Source organism: Halomonas colorata, assembly GCF_014897985.1.
Lineage (GTDB): Bacteria > Pseudomonadota > Gammaproteobacteria > Pseudomonadales > Halomonadaceae > Vreelandella > Vreelandella colorata.
In genome coordinates, this window is the sequence record NZ_JABUZA010000012.1 from 1 (window position 1) to 20,208 (window position 20,208).

General features: G+C 56.5%; 9 protein-coding genes. 6 read left to right on the forward strand and 3 right to left on the reverse strand.

Translation table 11 applies throughout. The annotated features are described in order from the left end of the window. The first annotated feature begins 51 nt into the window (after window positions 1-51). The gene (locus INT33_RS08245) at window positions 52-591 is read left to right on the forward strand and encodes a hypothetical protein (protein ID WP_226940119.1); all 540 of its coding nucleotides are present in this window, start codon (window positions 52-54) and stop codon (window positions 589-591) included. A 237-nt stretch (window positions 592-828) separates the two neighbouring features. Next, entirely contained in the window at window positions 829-1,980 is a 1,152-nt protein-coding gene (locus INT33_RS21450) for an SH3 domain-containing protein (RefSeq protein WP_193091607.1), read from the forward strand. Window positions 1,981-2,111: 131 nt separating this feature from the next. Here the strand turns inward: INT33_RS21450 and recD are convergent, their stop codons facing one another. Both recD and recB read right to left on the reverse strand, forming a co-directional pair. Beyond that, complete coding sequence (recD, locus tag INT33_RS08255) at window positions 2,112-4,457, reverse strand: exodeoxyribonuclease V subunit alpha (RefSeq protein WP_193091608.1); 2,346 nt, start codon at window positions 4,455-4,457, stop codon at window positions 2,112-2,114. Next, complete coding sequence (gene recB, locus INT33_RS08260) at window positions 4,454-8,215, reverse strand: exodeoxyribonuclease V subunit beta (RefSeq protein ID WP_193091609.1); 3,762 nt, start codon at window positions 8,213-8,215, stop codon at window positions 4,454-4,456. Before recB ends, recD begins: the two co-directional genes overlap by 4 nt. A gap of 246 nt (window positions 8,216-8,461) precedes the next feature. On the opposite strand from recB, the gene pncB reads away from it, so the two are divergent. Further along, window positions 8,462-9,640: a nicotinate phosphoribosyltransferase gene (pncB, locus tag INT33_RS08265; protein WP_192538784.1), complete on the forward strand. Its 1,179-nt coding sequence runs from the start codon at window positions 8,462-8,464 to the stop codon at window positions 9,638-9,640. A gap of 29 nt (window positions 9,641-9,669) precedes the next feature. On the opposite strand, the gene recC is transcribed toward pncB, so the two are convergent. Then, window positions 9,670-13,293 (reverse strand): exodeoxyribonuclease V subunit gamma, encoded by a 3,624-nt coding sequence (gene recC / locus INT33_RS08270; RefSeq protein WP_193091610.1) that lies wholly within the window; start codon window positions 13,291-13,293, stop codon window positions 9,670-9,672. Window positions 13,294-13,466: 173 nt separating this feature from the next. On the opposite strand from recC, the gene ilvD reads away from it, so the two are divergent. The 3 genes from ilvD to chrA all read left to right on the forward strand — a co-directional run bounded on the left by ilvD (window position 13,467) and on the right by chrA (window position 20,205). Next, window positions 13,467-15,152: a dihydroxy-acid dehydratase gene (ilvD, locus tag INT33_RS08275; protein WP_193091611.1), complete on the forward strand. Its 1,686-nt coding sequence runs from the start codon at window positions 13,467-13,469 to the stop codon at window positions 15,150-15,152. Window positions 15,153-15,353: 201 nt separating this feature from the next. After that, window positions 15,354-18,896 (forward strand): DUF4214 domain-containing protein, encoded by a 3,543-nt coding sequence (locus INT33_RS08280; protein ID WP_193091612.1) that lies wholly within the window; start codon window positions 15,354-15,356, stop codon window positions 18,894-18,896. A 115-nt stretch (window positions 18,897-19,011) separates the two neighbouring features. After that, entirely contained in the window at window positions 19,012-20,205 is a 1,194-nt protein-coding gene (chrA, locus tag INT33_RS08285; RefSeq protein WP_192538780.1) for a chromate efflux transporter, read from the forward strand. The last annotated feature ends 3 nt before the right edge of the window (window positions 20,206-20,208 follow it).

Sequence of the window (20,208 nt, forward strand, 5' to 3'; positions counted from 1 at the left end):
ATAACTTGTCACCGGTTGAGTATGAAAGGCGTTACTTTAAGAGCCTAACGGGTGTCTAGAATATCCGGGGCGATTCACTTAACAGCAAGACTGTTCGGGGTTGATGATCGTCTTTTATCTGCTTTTATGGATAAATCACCTTCACCACCAGCCCCCGGTAGGGGTGAAGATGAGTCCAAGAAGGACCGGATGCGTCGTGGCTGGTGCGCACTGTTCGCTTCTCCCTGGAATCAGCTGCAAAAGTATCGCTCCTATCTTTCTGGACATTCAGCACTGGCAACCCACCAAGTCGTTAAGGGCTCTGAATTCCTTCATGTCATGGTCGTGATGGACGATAAATTAGCTGGAGGCAATCAGATTTCCTATGACAAGATTTTTGGCGGTACTAAGCTGAGCAAGACGGACACAGAGAACCTAGAAAACGGCAAGGAAACGACCATCGATAGAACACTGCGCTTATTGTACGTTACTTGCAGCCGTGCTGAGGAGTCACTTGCCCTTGTGCTTTGGTCGTCCGATCCCGCAGCAGCTTTAGTAAGTATTAAGGACAGCGGCTGGTTCAATGAAGGGGAAGTTGTAGCGATTCCGTAAACTTTCAACCGTTGCCATAAGTTTACTTGAAACGCCCTTGTCTGGTGGGAGCAGATACTGGTGGCCTATTGGGGACGTTAATCTATGCTAATTGAATGGCTGCGCTAGCTTACATCCACAAGAGGCCTTAACAGAAAAGGCAGCGTCTTCGGACATTCATTTTTTTCAGGCATGCATGGTTACTGTCGAGCACTTATTTGTTTAGGCAATATCCGCCATCGCAGTGTAAATAATTAAGTGGAAATTAACAAAGAGGTTAGTGTCATTAGCAAGCATTTTGATCTAAAAGATCAGCTTTATTACCTAAATTTTCCTGATTACACTTTGCGCAGTCCGGCCACTCGCATGGCTCGGGAGTTTCAAGAGTCGACTGTGGCTCAGATGGCACGTGAGCTTCATGAATCTTCGGTGATGAGTATTGCTCGGGAGTTTCAAGGGTCGACTGCGGCTCAGGTGGCGCGTGAGCTTCATGAATCTTCGGTGATGAGTATTGCTCGGGAGTTTCAAGGGTCGACAGCGGCTCAGGTGGCCCGTGAGCTTCACGAATCTTCGGTGATGAGTATTGCTCGAGAGTTTCAAGGGTCGACTGCGGATCAGGTGGCGCGTGAGCTTCATGGATCTTCGGTGATGAGTATTGCTCGGGAGTTTCAAGGGTCGACAGCGGCTCAGGTGGCGTGCGAGCTTCAAGAGTCTCCGTTGATACGTATGGCTCGAGAGTTTCAAGGTTCAACCGCGTTTCAGATAGCGCGCGATCTCCAAGACTTTTCTGTTATGCAAGGGTTGCTTGGGTTGGAATCTTCTTCTTTGATGGGTGCATTACCCCGTCTTACGGGAATGCCCTTCGATCCTGCACTCATAAGTCAAGCTGTTGCTATTGCTCAACATGCCGGTAATCGACAACAACTTGATCATGAGGAAGCATCACAGGAACTTGCAGCCGTAGAGGATGAACTGAAGCGCTTAGGCCAAGGCAGACTTGATTTTTTCTCTCTCTCCGAAAGCGGTCGCCGCACTTTAGTTTGGCTTTTTTATTGGATCGTTTTGCCGTTCCTGATGAACATCGCGGCAACCATGGCGTTGGAACGATTCAGTGAAAGAACAATTCTCAGCGAAAGTGTTACTACACCCCGCGAAGCAAAGAAGCTGGCGCGGTGTAGCAGTGAATTAGAGAAGGAGATATTCGCTGGGTGCCGCGTAGTGACAGGTGGCTCTCTGCGGCTCAGATCAGGGCCAAGTATGAAAGCTGAAGTCATGGCTAACCTACCGTTGGGAAAACTTATAGTAGTGCTGGATTCTTCGGAGCGGGCATGGCTTCTCGTAGAAGTGGACATTGAAGATGAACGTATTGAGGGGTGGGTTTCGCGTAGATACACTACGAAATTCAGGTAATTTACGGGTGGGTTCGGCCACTTTCTTACTTCCTGCTGTAGCTAGTGGTTGATATTGTTATGTAAGTGTCTGCTAAACGTCCCTTCTTGACCGTTAGCTGACAATGCTAGAACCGGTGATGTAAAATTTAATTAATCCCCCATCCCACTAACCCGCATAACCTCCCTAACCACCGCATCATTCAAAATCCCCCGTTTGGCTTCCACCAAGGTAAGCCATTCGCGAGCACGGGTAATGCCTGTATACACCAGTTCCCGCGTTAGAATAGGGTTGGGCGTTTGGGGTAGCAACAGCGCCGTGTGCAAGAACTCCGAGCCCTGGGATTTGTGCACCGTCATCGCGAACACGGTTTCCACTGAATGTAAGCGGGAAGGCAGTACCCAGCGGATGGAGTTCTCCGGGTCGCTGGTTGGAAAGGCGACTCGATGTAATAACCGCCCCGACGTGCGCGGGTCGGGCACCGTCAGTGTAATGCCGATATCACCGTTCATTAGCCCCATGCTGTAGTCGTTTTGCGTGACCAGCACCGGGCGGCCTTCATACCAGCCTTTTTCCAACTCGATATCGCTTGCGCTCAGTAATTTCTCGCGGCGCAGTACCTTGGCGATGCGCAAGTTTAAGCCTTCTACGCCCCACGGCCCTTTGCGCAATGCGCAGAGCAGTTGGAAGTGGCCATAGGCTTTTAGTACATCGCTGGCCCAGGCGTTATAGGTGGCGCGGTTATCTTCAAACGTTAGCGTTGCATCTGGGCGCTGTTTTTTTAACGTCGTCAGGTAATGCAGGTAGCCGGTGGGCGGGGCCAGCTCTTGGTTACTTCTCTTATCCATACGGCCTTTACCTGCATTGGGGAAGCGCTCCGGGGAGCCGGTGACGACTAAACGCTCCAGGGCGTTGTCGTCTTCACCACCCAGCACCAAATGATGTAGGTCGGCATAGCCAGCGCGCAGGGCGCTGTGTACGGCGTTCTGTTTATTGCGCTCGTTAAGCGTGGCGCTTAACGGTTGGTTAATCGCCTCGGCCAACTGACCAATGCCGCTGGCGGCGTCAAAACGGTGGCTTACTCGCAGCATGGTAATTGCCTGGTCAAGCGCTTGGCCGTTGGGGCAGGTTAGCGCTTCGGGCAGCGGGTGACTGGTGAGAGTGGCAAGCCATTTGGCGGTTTCTGGCGTGTAGTGGGCGGCCTCGGCACGGCGGCATAAATCACCGAGTACGGCACCGGCTTCCACAGAAGCGAGCTGGTCTTTATCGCCCAGCAGCACCAGCTTGGCGTGGGCGGGCAGGGCGCTTAACACGGCAGTCATCATTTCGATATCCACCATGGAGGCTTCGTCGATCACCAGTACGTCCAACGCCAACGGATTGTTGGGGTTGTGGCGGAAGTGGCGGGTGTCGGGCCTGGCGCCTAGTAGCCGGTGCAGGGTGGTGACTTCTGTGGGGATGGAGGCTTGTAGCTGTTCAGTGCTTGAATCTTCGCCCAATGAATTGGGCTCCCACAATGAATCGGGCTCCTGCAATGAATTTTGTTTCAACAGAGTGGCCAGCGACTGCGTAGGCAACTGGCTTACCTGCCCGGCGATGGATTCATTCAGGCGGGCGGCGGCTTTGCCGGTGGGGGCGGCTAAGCGAATGCGCAGCGCTTGCGTTGGCGAGTGGGCCAGTTGCAGGGTTTGCAGCAGGGCGAGCAGGCGCACAACGGTGGTGGTTTTGCCGGTGCCGGGGCCGCCGGTAATAATCGCAAAGTGGCTGCGCGCCGCCAGCGCGCAGGCGACCTTTTGCCAGTCTAGGGTGCCGTTGTCGGGGAACAGGGTGTTCAGGGCTTGTTGGAGTAAGGGGTGACTAGCGTCACCCTTCGCCGATGTGTCGGACCACCAGTGAACTGGGCTCCCACAAGAGCTGCTTAGTGCAGCATCGTCTTCTAGTGCCAGCCGAGCGGCGATTTCCTGGTGCAGAGTTTGTTCGTACTGCCAGTAGCGGCGCAGGTAAAGCCGGGTGGTGTGCGGGGTGTCAGCGCGCACCAGCGGTGTGTTGCCGTGGCCGTTGCTGATCAGCGTTGGGTGCTCAAGCGCGGCCTGCCACTCGGCAAGCGTTAGCGTGGCTAATACCTCGCTGGGTAGCGGCGGCGGGTCGCTTAGGTCATCACCTTCGGGTGGTAGCGAAAGGGCGAAGTCTGGTGCGTTCAGCGTGGCGTTTAAGTCCAGGCACACATGGCCTCGGCCCAGCTGGTGGCTGGCAAGCGCAGTGGCCAGCAGAAGCAGCGGCGGCACCTGGCCTCCCTCGCGGGCGAAGAAGCTGACCAGCGCGCGGTCCAGGTCGCGCAGCCAACCTCTGGCGACCCAGCGCTCGCAAAGCGCCATTAAAGTGCCCGTATCGTTCAGCGCAGGGTGCCGTTGGTGGTCAGGTGCTACTGTGCTGTTACGCGGTGTGGCAGGCGCAGGCTCGTTTTCGCCGAACAGGTCCAGGGTGTGTGAATCTTTCATGCCGTTTCCTTAAGGCCAGCGCCGTTGGCCGTGCCTGCAAATAATGCATCCAACGCTTCAATTAGCGCCACCGGGGCGGGTTCGGGGTGTACGCCGCGTCCAGGCGTACGGCTGCCGCGCAAAAATACGGTCAATGAGCCGCCCAAATGGACGTGCGGGTCGTAGTCGGGCAGGCGGGCTTTTAACAGCCGGTGCAGCGCCAGCAGGTACAGCGCGGCCTGTAGGTCGTAGCGTTTTTCCAGCAGCGCGGCACTCAGTGCCTCGGCACTATAAGCGCTGTCATCCGCACCCAGGTAGTTGGATTTCCAGTCCAGTACGTAAAAACGCCCATCAAATTCAAACGCCAAATCAATAAAGCCTTTGAGCATACCGTTGAGGGTGTCGGCATCCAGTGCGGGCCGGGCAAGGCCGGGAAGTAAGTGCTGGCTAACCAGCGCATCCAGCGCTTGCGTATCTACCTGATGGGCAGCAAACCAGAACTCTAGTTCAACCTGATAACCGCTTAGCTGTTGAAGCGCCACGGCACTTTGCTGGCCGGGAAGCGGCAGCTGGGTGCCGAGCAAATCCTCAAACCAGCCTGTCAGCGGTTCATACCACGCTTGCCAACCGCGCAGTTGCAGGCGGCGGCGCAGAGTGTCTTCACGGGCGGCGGCGTCTTCAAGCGCCTTGGCAAAGCCCAGTTGGCCTGCCCATTCCAACAAGCCGTGTAGAAAGGTGCCAGGGCCGGGGCCGCGAGGGAAACGGTGCAGGTGGCTTGCGTTTGTACTCGGCTGGTCGCTGTCAGTTGGCAAAGGAGAGTGAGTGGTTACACTCGCCGTGGGCTGCCCGGTTAATGGAGAACCTTGCAGCAGGTCTTGCGGTTCATCCAGCACTTCAAACGTGGTGGCTTCCTGGGGCGTGGTGGGTTCCGGCGTGGGCGCAGCGGTGGATAGCAGCCCTGAGATGCCGCCCGTGGTGCGCAGCGCCGAGTAGCTGGCGATCCACCACTGCTCGCGGGCCGGGCGTGTGGGCGTGCGGGCTTGCCCTAAAGCATCTTGCTGCTGGGCGGGCGTAAAGCACAGCGCGGTAGGTGTTGGCGCAGGCTCCAGGGCGATGTCGCTTTTATGGACCAGCGCGGCAAGCGCTTCGCTGAACTCGTTGGGCGCAATGTAGTTACCGCCGTTAAGCAGGTAACCCAGGGCGCTGCCTTCGCCCTCCTTTAACGGCGCAAGCCCCAACCAGGTGGCGTGGCGGGCGCGGGTAAGTGCCACGTAAAGCTTGCGTAAGTCTTCGCCTAATCGTTCGCGGTCGGCGGTGGCGAGCGTTTCTGCATCGGCGCTTAGGCTTAGCTGTAAATTGCCTTCGCCATCGTGCCAGCGCAGCGGCACATCGCCTTTTTTAGTGGGGCGATGGTTGGCAATAAAGGGTAAAAATACCAGCGGGTACTCAAGCCCCTTGGATTTATGGATGGTCACGACCTTGACCAGGTCTGCATCGCTTTCCAGGCGCAGCTTGTGGCTGTCGCCGTGGCTTTCCGGGTCGGCAATCGCTTCCGCCAGAAAGCGTATCAGCGCGTGTTCGCCATCCAGTTCCTGGCTTGCTTGCTGAAGCAGTTCGCCCAGGTGAAGCAAATCGGTTAGCAAGCGCTCACCGTCGGTCAACGCAAGCAGCCGGGCAGGAATATCGAAGTCCACCATTAGCTTGCGCACCAGCGGCAGCACGCCCTGGCGCTGCCACAGGCGGTGGTAACGGCTGAACTGCTCTACCCGGGCCTCCCAGGCAAGCTCGCTCTCGTTAAGGTGATCAAGCTCGCTAAGGCTCACGCCTAGCAGCGGCGTGGCCAGCGCTGCGCGCAGCTTGGCTTCCGCCTGGCGTGAATTGGCCTGGGATTCCGCACAGGCGCGTAGGCAGGTTTCCACCTGCTGGGCGATAGATGAGCTGAATACTTTGTCGTGATCCGACAGATAAACGCTTTTAACCCCACGGCTGGCAAGCGCCAAACGAATAGCGCGAGCTTCCTGCAGGCCGTTCACCAGCACCGCCATATCGGAAGGTTTTAATGGCGTAAGTTCGCCCTCGGTTTTAAAACCCGCTTGCCGCTTGCGGCCCGCTTCGAGCAGGGCGGTCATGTGGGAAGCGCAGCCTTCGGCCATTTCAAGCTGGTAGGCGGTTTTGGAAAGCGGCTCGTCAGCCGCCATTTGCCACAGCGTCATGGCGGGCAGCGGCGCGCCGTTCAACACCAATTGGTCGGCGCGGCCTTTGGCATCTACCGGCAAAAACGGCAGGGGGTTCTCGCCGCCTTGTTCACGAAATAAAAACGCGCCCGCTTCGTGCTTGTCGGCGTAGTTAAAGCAGTGGTTAACCGCGTTAACCATCGCCGCACTTGAGCGAAAGTTAGTGCCCAGCGTAACGTGGCGGCCATCGGTGTGGTGGCGGGCTTTCAGGTAGGTGAAAATATCCGCGCCACGGAAGGCGTAAATGGCCTGCTTGGGGTCGCCAATCAGCATCACGGCACTGTCGCGGCGCGGTGTAGCAACGTTATATACCGCGTTAAAAATGCGGTACTGGATTGGGTCGGTGTCCTGAAATTCGTCAATCAGTGCGACCGGGAACTGGCGCTTTATTTGGGCAGCCAGCGCTTCTTTATTGGGGCCTTGCAGGGCGCGGTCGAGGTGTGTGAGCAGGTCGTTGGGACCCATTTCAGCGCGGCGCTCCTGCTCGCGCTCCAGGCGCTGGCGGCACCACTGCACGGCGTGAATTAACAGGTCGTTGCGCGGCTCGGGCAGGGCATTAAGCTCGCCGGGCAAGTGGGCGAGCGCTTCCCACACCGCTGGGCAGGGCGGCGTGCCCACTTTCCAGATATCGGCCATGCCCTCAGGCGTCATGCGCCGCCAGGCGGCATCGGTAAGCTGGGGGCGGGCAGCGTCGCCTGTGCACCATTCGCGCAGCGCCCCCAGCCAGTTGGCGCGGCTTTTGGCGTTAAAACTTTGCCCTTTGAAGGCCTTCTGCTTGGCGGCCTCTTCCAGCGCAGGCACCAGCCCATCCAGCCAGGCAGCCCAGGGGGCTTTTAACTCGCTGAGCTTGGCGGCGCGGGCGGCCTGGCAGGTAGTAAGCGTTTGCTCCGGCTCCGGGCGTTGCTCGCCAAGGGCATCGCATTCGGGTAGCAGGCGCTGCAAGCTGGCGTGCAGGTCGTCGGGGGACTGCCAGTAGCTCACAATGCTGCCCAGCGCGTCCCCATCCAACGAGTAGTAGAAAGTGCGCCAGTAGTCGCGAACAACGTCCTGCTCCAGCTCGCGCTGGTCGTTCTCCAGGTTTAGTGAAAACAGGCTGCCGCTATCGAAAGCGTGCTCGCGCAGCATGCGGTAGCACCAGCTGTGAATGGTGGAAACGGCGGCTTCGTCCATCCACTCGGCAGCCAGTGCCAGGCGCCGTGCGCAGGCGGGCCAAGCCGAGGGTGGGTACTCACTGCGCAGCTCAAGCAGCAGTTTGTCGCCTACGTTTTCATCACTGCGAAAAACCTCAGCGGCTTCCACCAGCCGGTTACGAATCCGCTCGCGCAGCTCCTGGGTCGCGGCGTTGGTAAACGTGACCACCAGAATTTCGGGCGGCGTGAGCGGGCGGATAAAGGCGTCGTCGTCCTCTTTGCTACGCCCGCCTAATACCAGGCGCACGTATAAAAGCGCGATGGTGAAGGTTTTACCGGTACCGGCGCTGGCCTCGATCAGGCGGCTGCCGTGCAAGGGCAAGCTCAAGGGGTTGAGTGGGGCGGGGTGGCTCATCACTGGTCTCCAGGAGCAGGCGCTAGCAGGCACAAAAACAACACGCCCCGAGTGGGGCAAATAGAGGCGGCTGGAGAACTATATCGCGATGCCCGTTAGGGAGCAAAAAGCAGCGAGCAAAAGGCACAAGCGAGCGGGTTGGGCTGGGAGCCGGCGCCGTCACCTGCTAATCTTGTCGGCTAGCCACTCTTGGGGCGATCTTGTTTACGCTACCGCGGCTTCTGTTCACGCTGACGATGAGACTCCATGCTGACCTCGCTTCTGGATAACGACTTTTACAAAATCACGATGCAGAATGCCGTGATTAAACGCTTTCCGTATGCCCATGCGCGTTACGCTTTTATCAATCGTGGCGAGCATGCCTTTCCGGAAGGGTTTGGCGCTGCGTTACGCCGCGAAGTCGATAATATGGCGGCGCTTCGCTTAAACGACGAAGAGAAGTGCTATCTCGAAACGACCTGCCCTTATCTGGACCCTACCTATCTCGATTTTCTGGCCGGGTTTCGTTATGACCCCAGCGAGGTCATTATCGAGCAGCAGGGGGCGGACCTTTCCGTGGTAATTGAAGGCCCGTGGTATCGCACCATTCTTTGGGAAGTGCCGTTGATGGCGCTGATCAGCGAGCTTTGGTATCAACTGCGTGGTATTACGATTACCCCGGAAGCAGATGCGATGATTGAGCAGAGCGCCCAGGAAAAAATCGAGCTTTACCAACGCATGGGGCTCAAAATCGCTGAATTTGGTACGCGTCGGCGTTTCTCATTTAATGTTCACGACCGCGTGGTGGGCGCGCTTCGCCATCACGGCGGCGAGTCGTTTACCGGTACCAGTAATGTGCTGCTGGCGATGCGCCACGATGTGAAGCCGATTGGTACGCACGCGCATGAGTGGTTCATGTTCCACGGTGCCCGGTTTGGTTTCAAAATGGCCAACAGCCTGGCCCTTGAGCATTGGGTGGATGTGTACCGGGGCGACCTGGGCATTGCGTTAACCGATACGTTTACATCAAAAGCCTTTTTCGACAGCTTCGATAAGAAGTTTGCCAAGCTGTTTGATGGCGTGCGCCACGATAGCGGCGACCCTATCGACTTTGCCTCGCAAACCATCGCGCACTATGAGCGCCTGGGCATTGACCCGCTGAGCAAGACGATCATCTTTTCCGATGCACTTACCCCTGAAAAAATCGAGCGCATTCATGCCTTCTGCAAAGACCGTATCGGCATGGCATTTGGTATTGGCACCAACTTCACCAACGATGTGGGCGAGGAGCCCATGAACATGGTGATCAAGATGGTCGAGGCGCGTCCTGAAGGCCAGGGTTGGCTGCCGGTCATCAAGCTTTCTGATGTGGCCGAAAAGAACACTGGCGACCCTGAAATGATCTCGCTGGCCAATCGAATACTCCTGGTTAACCACCCGCATTAAGCGAAGCGCGCCTACTTTACCGAGCAGTGCTACTCTTTCACCGCACGGTAGAGCGGCAGATAAAGGGCATCTGCCAGGGCGGCGAAGCGGAGGGCGGGGTTAGCCGCTTCCTGACCCTCGCTAAATAGCGCTTCAAAGTGGGGCCATTGGCGGGCGAGGTAGGCGCTTTGCGCGACTTCGCCGGTCTGAAAGCGCCCGCCTTCATAGGTGCTTGCTGCTGCGCTAAAGGCGTCGCTGTCGGCCGTGCTGTCCACCGTTCCGGCTTTACTCAGCCAGGCAAACGCTGCCTGCGGGGCCAACGGCAGCGGCAGGGTCATTCCCGCTTTCCAACACTGCACAATAGTCGCTAGATGGCCTTGGGCGGTATCCGCTGCTAGCGGTTCAAAGCGCGCATGGCCCGCCTTGGAAAGCAGCTGGGTGGTCATCGGCGACACCGCATTGGCAGCCAGGTGGGCCACCCAAGGGCGCAGCAGATGCTGCCAACGGTACTGCCCACGGCCACGCGCATTGCTAATCAAGCTGTTACTCACCAGCAGCAGGCGGCAGCGCTTGCCGTTCTCATCCGTGCGTAGTTCGTTAATCCAGTCGTTAATCGAAAGTTCGTGGGCGTTAAATGCGACCGCTTGGGGGGCTTCCACTGCAATGGGCCACTCTTCAAGTGCTTCCCGATAGGCATCAAACAGCGCTTGCATGGGCTCGGCCAGCGATTCGCTCATGCGCTCGCCAAAAGCGCCTACCGCTAGCACGCCTTGGCCCTTGATGCGCTCAAGCGCGGCAAACATGGCTTCTTCACGCGGCTCGCCGTTATCGACTGCGTGACGCTGGGCGGCAATCAGTTGGTCCTGCAACTGCCAGTGTTGCAGGCCGTTAAGGACAAACGGTTCCACGTCCAGCTGGGTCAGCACTTCCTGCTCAAAATACACGCCCAGGCGGGTGTTGAAGAACGCCTTGGCCGGTTCGCGCAGAAAGCTGCCTAGCTGGGCAAGCGTCAGTGGCACTTCCTGGTTAAATTCGAGCAGGGCGCTTTGCTGTTTATCGCTGCTCTTTTGTGAGGCGAGCAGCGCGTGCTGTTCGTGGGCATCGCGCCATTCGTGTACATAGGTAAAGAGCCGGGCCTGGGAGGCTGAACTACCGGGCTGGGTAAAATAGCGATGGCTAAACGGTTGCAGTGGATGCTCGGTGGTCAGCGCTTCAATCAGTGGCTCGTCAGCCTGGCATTGGCTTACCCAGCCTGCCGCCAGGTGATCGCGTAGTTGGCCGACCAGCACGGAAGGCGGCATGGGGTTGTTATCAATTTGGCTGCGGCCCACCCAACTGATATAGAGCTGCTGGCGTGCTGACAGCAGCGCCTCCAGAAACAGGTAGCGGTCATCTTCCCGGCGCGAGCGGTCGCCGGGGCGGTAGTCGCTGCCCATCAGGTCAAAATCCAGCGGCGGTTGGGAGCGCGGGTATTCGCCGTCATTCATGCCCAGCAGGCACACCCGCTTGAAGGGAATGGCGCGCATCGGCATTAACGTGGCGAAGTTGACTGCCCCGGCTAAAAAGCGCTGAGAAAGGCTGTGCTCATCAATTTGCGAGAGCCAGTGTTCACGCACCATGGAAAGCGGCAAATCGTCATTCAATTTGGCCTCTTCGGTGCTGTCAAAAAGCTGCTGAAGCGCGCCTTCCAGCTTGGTCAGCATTACGCTTTCTTCGGCGTCGTCGGTAAGAAAGAAGGTTTCCAGCAGTTCGCGCAGCCGGATGACCCAGTTGGCGGCAGTGGTGGGCTTGCAGAAAACTTCCCAGGTGGTTTCCAGCTTCTCAAGCAGCGTTGCCAGCGGCCCGGCAAGCGAGGCTTCAAGCCCGCCGATGTCATCAAACGGCTCGATCCCCTGCCACGCATCCGCCACACCCACGGTGTAACCCAACAGCAAACGGCGCAGGCCAAACGCCCAAGTGTTCTGGCTCAAGCCTTGGGGTAAATCAAGCTGCATGCGCTGCTGGGCGTTTAGCCCCCAGCGGATACCCGCACCTTCAATCCAGCGGTTCAGGGTGGGTAAATCACTCTCTTCAATGCCAAAGCGGGCGCGCAGGGCGGGCACATCCAGTAGATCGAGCAGATCGCTTACCGACAGGCGCAGCTCCGGCAGGCGCAGCAACTTTTCCAGGGCAATCATCAGCGGCAGGCGGTGGCGGCTGGCCTGGTCTGAAAGCGTGTAGGGAATATAGCGCGGGTCGTCGCGGCCAGCCGCGCGGTAGCTTGAGCGGTACTGACCAAATACCGCTTCAATATGCGGCGCGTAGCGGTCAATGTCCGGCACCATAACGATGATATCGCGCGGGCGCAGCTCGGGGTCGGCACTGAACGCGGCTAACAGCTGGTCGTGAAGAATCTCCACTTCGCGCTGGGGGCCGTGGGCGATATGAAACACAATCGAGTCGTCTTGGGTTACATCAACCGCAGGCCAGATGGTCTGAGTTTCAGCTACCGGGCGCAGCTCGCGGATATCATCCTGAAGCTGGCTGAGCAGGCAGGAGTGCTCGGGCGTGCTGAACGGTTCAAACATATCAATACGCAGCGCCTGTTGCTCAAACAGGGTTTGGTAGTTGCCTGAATCATCGTGCTCATCCAGCAGGCGCAGGTAATCGCGCCCCTGTTTGCCCCACGCCGCCAACAGCGGCTGGGCGTGCAGGTGCAGCGCGCTATCTACATCGCCATCGCCGAGTACGTCCAGCGCTTCGGGCATGCCCGTTTTGCGCTGTTGGCGGTAGCGGCTGGCGCGCAGCAAATCTTTGTGTTCGATGATATCCGCCCAGTAAAACTGGCAGGGGTTATGCACGCACAGCACGATCTGGCAGCAGCGCGAAAGCGCGGCCAGAGCTTCCAGCGTTTGCTGGGGCAGTGAGGAAATACCAAAAATAATCAGCCGCCTGGGCAAGCCCTGCGGGCAAGCCTGGCCTTCCAGCTGTTCGGCGACCTGTAAGAAGCGGCTATGCACCTGGGCGCGGCTGCTGTTAAGCCCGGCCTCGCCCTGGGTGGCGGCAACGTCATCGCGCAGGGCGCGCCATAGCTCCGGCTGCCAGCGCTGGTGTTCATCCAGCGGGCGCGCTTCGCCGCGTGCGGTAATGAGTACATCTTCGCCCCGTGCCCAGGCCTCAAGCCAGTCGGCGCGGTACACCTGGTACTGGTCGAATAAGTCCGCCAGGCGCTCGGCCAACTGATAGTGCTTGCGCTGGTCGCGGTCGGTTTCCAAAAAGCGTGCCAACGGGGCAAAGGCGGGCTTCTCAGCCAAGCTGGGCAGTAAACGCAGCAAGCGCCAAACCAGGCGCGATTTATCAAACGGTGAGGTTTCAGGCACCGCCTGAGCGTCGCCGGTGATATGCGTTAACACCGTGCGGTAGGCCTGCCATAAAAAGCGCGCAGGCAGGGTAACGTTCAGCGCCGCCGCAATGCCCGCACCGCCCTGTGCCGGGTCTTCCGCCAGTGCCAGCTTCAACCACTGCCCAATGCCGTTGCTCTGCACCAGAATCGTCTCGTTCTCAAGCGGCCCTAACGGGTGAAGGCGCATCCACTCCACCGCCAGCCCGCGCAGGTCTTCCAGGCGGTTGGCATGCACCACCATAAAACCCGGCGTAAGAGACGATGTATTAGCAAGCAGCGAATGTGACGACATGCAGCGGTATTTCCTTCACGGCAGTAGCAATAAGGCACAGTGCTCAAGACACAGCACTTAAGACGAGTACTTAAGACAAGTACTATGGTGCCATAAGTTAAACGTATTGCGAGATGCTGCATAACCCCTCAAGCTGTGTTTCTTAAACCGTGAATAACGCAAGAGAGTCCCCAATGACCGATACACCAAACCATACTCGACGCCATTCCGCCCAAGTTGTGGATGGCGTGGGTAAAGCCGCCAGCCGTGCCATGCTACGCGCGGTAGGCTTTAACGATGCTGATTTCAAAAAGCCCCAGGTAGGCGTGGCCTCTACCTGGAGCATGGTGACTCCCTGCAACAGCCATATCGGTGAGCTTGCCGAACAGGCCCGCGATGGCGCCGACGCCGCGGGCGGTAAAGGGGTTATTTTCAATACCATCACCATTTCTGACGGCATTGCTAACGGCACCGAAGGCATGAAGTACTCGCTGGTCTCGCGGGAGGTGATCGCGGATTCTATCGAGACCGTGGCGGGCTGCGAAGGCTTTGATGGTCTGGTCGCGATTGGCGGCTGCGATAAGAATATGCCGGGCTGCGTGATGGGGCTGGCGCGCTTGAATCGCCCCAGCGTATTTGTGTATGGCGGCACGATCATGCCGGGCAAAGGACATACCGATATCGTCTCGGTGTTCGAGGCCATGGGTGCTCACTCGCGGGGCGATATAGACCTGATCGAGCTCAAGAATATCGAAGAGACCGCGATTCCTGGCCCAGGTTCGTGTGGCGGTATGTACACCGCCAACACCATGGCGTCGGCCATTGAGGCCTTGGGCATGAGCCTGCCGGGCAGCTCCGCGCAAAACGCGATTTCCCAAGAAAAGCGTGACGACTGTAAAGCGGCAGGCGAGGCGGTGCTTGAGCTGCTGGAGCGGGATATCAAGCCTTCGGACATCATGACCCGCAAGGCGTTTGAGAATGCGATTACCGTGGTGATTGCCCTGGGCGGCTCTACCAATGCGGTGCTGCACCTTATCGGTATGGCGCGGACCATCGGCGTTGAGCTGACGCTTGAAGACTTTACCGAGATCGGCAAGCGAGTGCCGGTAGTCGCGGATCTGCGTCCCAGCGGCCACTACATGATGAGTGAGCTTGTGGCGCTGGGCGGCATTCAGCCGCTGATGAAAAACCTGCTAGCCGTTGGCCTGTTACATGGCGACTGCTTAACGGTAACTGGCAATACGCTGGCGGAAAACCTCGCGGACGTTGCGCCTTATCCTGACGACCAGCAGATCATCGCGCCGCTGGATAAGCCGATTAAAGCCGAAAGCCATCTGCGGATTCTGTACGGCAACCTGGCGCCGGAAGGTGCAGTAGCGAAGATTACTGGCAAGGAAGGTACGCGCTTCTCTGGTACGGCGCGGGTATTTGGTTCTGAAGAAGAAGCCCAGGCGCGGATTAACGACGGCACCGTCGTAGCAGGCGATGTTGTGGTCATCCGCTACGAAGGCCCCAAAGGCGGCCCCGGCATGCGTGAAATGCTCACACCTACTTCCGCGATCATGGGCCGCGGCCTGGGTAATGATGTTGCACTGATAACCGATGGACGCTTCTCCGGCGGCAGCCACGGCTTTGTGGTTGGTCACGTATCGCCCGAGGCGTTTGAGGGCGGCCCGCTGGCGCTGGTGGAAAATGGCGACCGCATTACCATCGATGCCGAGGCGGATACCATCGAAATGCACGTGGCCGACGACGAGTTAATGCGCCGCCAAGCCGCTTGGCAACGCCCAGAGCCGCGCTATACCCGCGGTGTGCTGGCCAAATACGCGCGATTGGTAAGCTCGGCTAGCACCGGTGCGGTAACTGATCAGAGTGAGTAAAAGGTTATTTTTTAGTACAGCGTTATTAAGGAAAGACTTTCTATCTATGAAGATAGTCATTAGAAGTTTTTGCATTTTGGGTTGCAAAATAATACAAATAAGTTAATTATTTTTAGCTATTTTGCTGTGGCTTTAGTTTTAAGCCACAGCCTATTAGCTAATGATGGCATCAAGACAAAATGAAAAAATAAGGGAATGATCATGTCGACCCATGCAACTATTCAAGCACTTTATTTAGCCATTTATAACCGTCCCGCTGATTGGGATGGGCTGCTCTATTGGGCGAGTCAACATAATACCAATAGCTTTGAGGAAATTAGCCAAGCGTTTACGCAATCGCCTGAATTCGCGGATTTATATGCTGGCTTGGATGCCAATGATCAAATAAATGCGTTGTATCAACATTTGCTCGGACGTGATGCAGACCCTGAGGGGCAAAATTATTGGGCTGAGAGGCTTGAAAGTGGCGAAACTTTCGCTGATGTCGTGCGCTACGTCATTAACGCTGTCACAGGCCAGGATGCAAGTATTTTAGAACAGCGTGTTAATGACGCGCTCACGCAAACCTACAGTAATCTCATGGATATGCTCTACGCGGGCTATTACGGGCGCGCGCCAGACGCAGAAGGAAAAGCCTACTGGGTTGAAGCAATGCAATCCGCCGAGGGAAATTTAGGCTTGATTGTCGAGGCTTTTGGTAATTCAGATGAATATATGGAGAAATATGCTGATCTGGATAGCCGTGCGCAGATTACAGCTCTCTACGACAATATGTTCAATCGTGAGCCTGATGCTGAAGGTGCTACTTACTGGGCAGAAAAACTGGACAACGGCTCACTAACGCTTTCTACGCTAGCCTTTACTCTGGCACAGTCTGCAGCCGCGGAAGACAAGCAGGCTTTTGAAGAGAATATCGCTCTGCTCAATGAGCCAGAGCCGCAACCAGAGCCAGAGCCGCAACCAGAGCCAGAGCCGCAACCAGAGCCAGAGCCGCAACCAGAACCGCAACCAGAGCCAGAACCGCAACCAGAACCGCAACCAGAGCCAGAACCGCAACCAGAACCGCAACCAGAACCAGAACCAGAACCAGAACCAGAACCAGAACCAGAGCCGCAACCAGAGCCGGAGCCAGAGGACGTCAAAATTACGTTTGATGGTACAGCTATCAACGCTGGTCAGCCTGGGGCAGAAATTGGTCTTGTGAAAGCGATTTCTGACGCAGCTGAAGTGGTTTACGACTTTTGCCTATCAGGGGATGAGCGCTTTGAGCTTGATGTCGATGTTGACGTTGGCACGATGCTCAAACTAAAGGAAGGTAGCTCACTTGAAGATGGTGAGAAAGTCGAGCTGACGCTATCGGTAACTGATGGTAACGGCATTATTACTAGCGATACGTTCATTGTAGGTGATGGTTTCTTATCAACTGGTGAGGGAAGTGATGTTCTCCGCGCCGGGGATGAGGGGGCTATTCTGCGTGGTGGCGCTGGTACCGACACCATGTTGGGTGGAGAAGGTAATGATACCTTTGTAGTGGTCGGTGATGTGTCTTCAGGTGGAAAGGTGGAAAGTGCAGATACCACCAAAGCATTGGGTTTCCCTATTACCGATTTGAACGGGACAGTGTTCAACGAAGATGATAATGGCGGTAAAGGGCGTATCGATGGCGGGGGCGGGTCGGATACGCTTTATGTGATTGGTACAGCCGACCTGAGTAATTACGACATTACGGGCGTGAACACTGTGGAAATTCGCTCCTCAGTGGAATTTAGTATCAAGCAACTTGAAAAGTTTATTTCTTTAACCGGGGATGGCAGTAGCACCTTGCGCATAAGCGCCGATGAACCCACTACTTTCAGTTTGGGGGAAGGCGTGACACTTGCCTATCTCGGTGAGATTGAGTTGGGGGAGGGTGTAACCCTGGAAGTTGATTCTCTGGATGCCATGGGCGGGGCGCGCATTATCAGCGGTAATGGCACGCTAAGCACGACATCTGATCTGGGCAGCATGGCAGGCTATACCCTTACGGACAGCCTGACGGTCGAAGGTACTGATGCTAGTGAAGCCCGCCGTGTTGACTCCGTGGCTCGAGAGATTGATGAAGCTGGCATAATTCTCGGTACCAATGGTGATGACTATCTGAGAGGCACTGCTGGTGACGATATAATTGATGGCCTTGATGGAGATGATGTGCTTGTCGGCTTGGGTGGTAAGGATACCTACCGAATTTCTGGCTCTGGCGAGAAAACTATCATCGATAGTGGGCGCAACAGCATATTAGACCTTTCTTTAGCCGAAGGGCCTGCCGTCGTTGACCTCATCGATGGTGGTAAAATAAATGGTGGTGCTGAAGAGGGTGGCGCCACTATTTTACTGGGCACCGGTATAGGCGCTACTGGCCTGCAGCCGCTCGATATCATGCTATCTCAAGATCTTTCAGGCTCTTTTTCCGCTGACTTATATACCATTAACTCTACAGGTTTCATTGATGACTTGATCAGTGGAGTGCGCAATATTCAGCCCAACAGCACCTTCGGTGTGGCAACTTTCGTTGATAAGCCGATAAGCCCTTTTGGTGCTCCTCCTAGCGCTTGGAGTGAAGGTGATTACGAGTATCGTACTGATGCGCCATTATCGCTAGATCCAGAAGGCCTACGCCGCGCTTACGAGGAAATGATCATAAAATCTGGTGCCGATGGCCCTGAGGCACAGTTGACGTCGCTGCTTCAAATTGCGCTTCGTGCTGAGGATCCGCTGGTTTACCTAGAAGATGGCAGCGTGGATATGGATGCCACTGGCATAGGTTATCGTCCTGATGCGCTGCGTACTTTGGTGCTGCTCACCGATGCGGACTATCACGTAGCCGGTGACGGCGCTGGAAAAGGACTTTGGTCTGACCTCGATTTGCCGCCTAATAATGGCGATCGAATTCTTGATGGCGACCCTATGGGCACCGGTGAGGACTATCCCTCTATTGAGCAGGTCAGAGAGGCGCTTGAGGCAAGCAGTGTTTATCCAATTTTTGCTGTCACGTCTTATGCCACTTCGATTTACGAAGATCTTGTCGAGCAACTAGGATTTGGTGCCGTGATTGAGCTGTCTTCTGACAGTAGCAACCTGGTCGAAGTGCTCACAACGAGTCTTGAGGATTATAAGGCTGATTTCATAGCAGAGGTAATCGGTACTGATTTTGACGATAAACTCACGGGTAACAGCCTGGATAACACGATCAATGGTGGCGCGGGTGATGACTGGATCTACGGGCTAGGTGGGGATAACACGCTCACGGGTGGTGAAGGCGCAGATACCTTTGTCATTGGCTTTTCCGGCTCGTCGCGGGGTGTGACTACCCTAACTGATTTCTCTGTGGATGAGGGCGATATCATCGCACTTGATAGCACCGGCTTATTGAACTTTGGAGAAGAAGTGGCTGATGGTGAGGCCCTTGGTGCTGAACGGTACGTAACACGTGATAGCCTGGCCGATATCGAGGCAAGCGATATGGGAGTGATCGTTTTACAGACAGAAGCTACCTCAACGGATATCGCTAACACGCTCTCGGATGAAAGTGTCTCAGCATACGTTGTGGTATTTAACAGTGATAACAACGTGGCAGAACTGTGGTTTGATGCTGATTGGAGTGATACTGAAGATCGCGAGCAGGTCGCCGCTGTTGAGTCGCTGGATGAAGTGGCGGATGTGATTGGCTTGAGCGAGAGTGACTTCGCTTTATCGGTTATTGCCTGATTGTAGCTTTTACCGTCCGTTGTATGATTGGCATATGAATTATTTATATTCCTGTCATTAAACAGTCAAGCGCAAGGTTTATCCTTGCGCTTTTTTATGGACCAAGAAAAGTATCATGGCAAAGCAATCAGGAGCTCAAGTACGTATCAGCGAAGTCTTCAGCGTTTTTCTATGGCTCGGCCTGACCTCCTTTGGTGGGCCGGTGGCGCATCTGAGCTACTTTCGTACCGAGTTTGTAGAGCGCCGTCGATGGATTTCTGAAGCGGCCTATGCGGATCTGGTCGCGCTCTGTCAGTTCTTGCCGGGACCGGCTAGCAGCCAGGTAGGTTTCGCCCTGGGGTTAATGCGCGCCGGGCCTTGGGGGGCGGCGGCGGCGTGGCTTGCCTTTACACTGCCTTCGGCCATTGTGCTGGTGCTGTTTGCGTTGGGCGCAGCGGTGTTGGATGGCCCTGTTGCCAGCGGCCTTATTCACGGTTTGAAGATCGTTGCGGTGGCGATTGTGGCCCACGCTGTGTGGGGCATGGCACGCAACCTGTGCCCGGATAAAACGCGTACAGGCATTGCGCTACTGGCGGTGTTTACCGTGGGCTTCTTAAGCGGGCCGATGGGGCAGGTCAGTGCCATCGTGGCAGGCGGATTAGCGGGTTTAATACTCTGCCGTGAAGCGTCGATGCCGACACCAGAACAGCTCCACTTCTCCATCTCGCGCCAAGCAGGCGTTGTCGCACTGATATTATTTGCTGGGTTTTTAATTGTGCTGCCGCTGCTTGCGGGGAGTGCCGTATGGCTGGATATTCTCGATGCGTTCTACCGCTCGGGCGCGCTGGTATTTGGCGGTGGGCATGTGGTACTGCCGCTACTGGAAGCGGAAGTGGTGCAGTCGGGCTGGGTAACGCCGGATGCGTTTTTAACCGGCTATGGGGCGGCGCAGGCCGTTCCTGGGCCACTATTTACCTTTGCGGCTTATTTAGGTGCGCTGCTGCCTGGGGTTAATGGGCTGGCGGGGGCGCTATTGGCCCTGCTGGCAATTTTTGTGCCGGGCTTTTTACTGCTGGTCGGCGTACTGCCATTTTGGAATCGCTTTCGCCAGTGGGGTAGTGCTCAGGCGCTAATGCGCGGCGCCAATGCCGCGGTGGTCGGGATTCTGGGGGCGGCGCTCTATCAGCCGGTATGGACCAGCGCGATTATTGGGCCGTATGAATTTGCCTTGGCACTGACAGGATTCTTGCTGCTGACGGTGTGGAAACTTCCTGCCTGGGCGGTGGTTATAGTGATTGCGTTGGGCGGTCTTTTGATATCGACGTTATAGGTA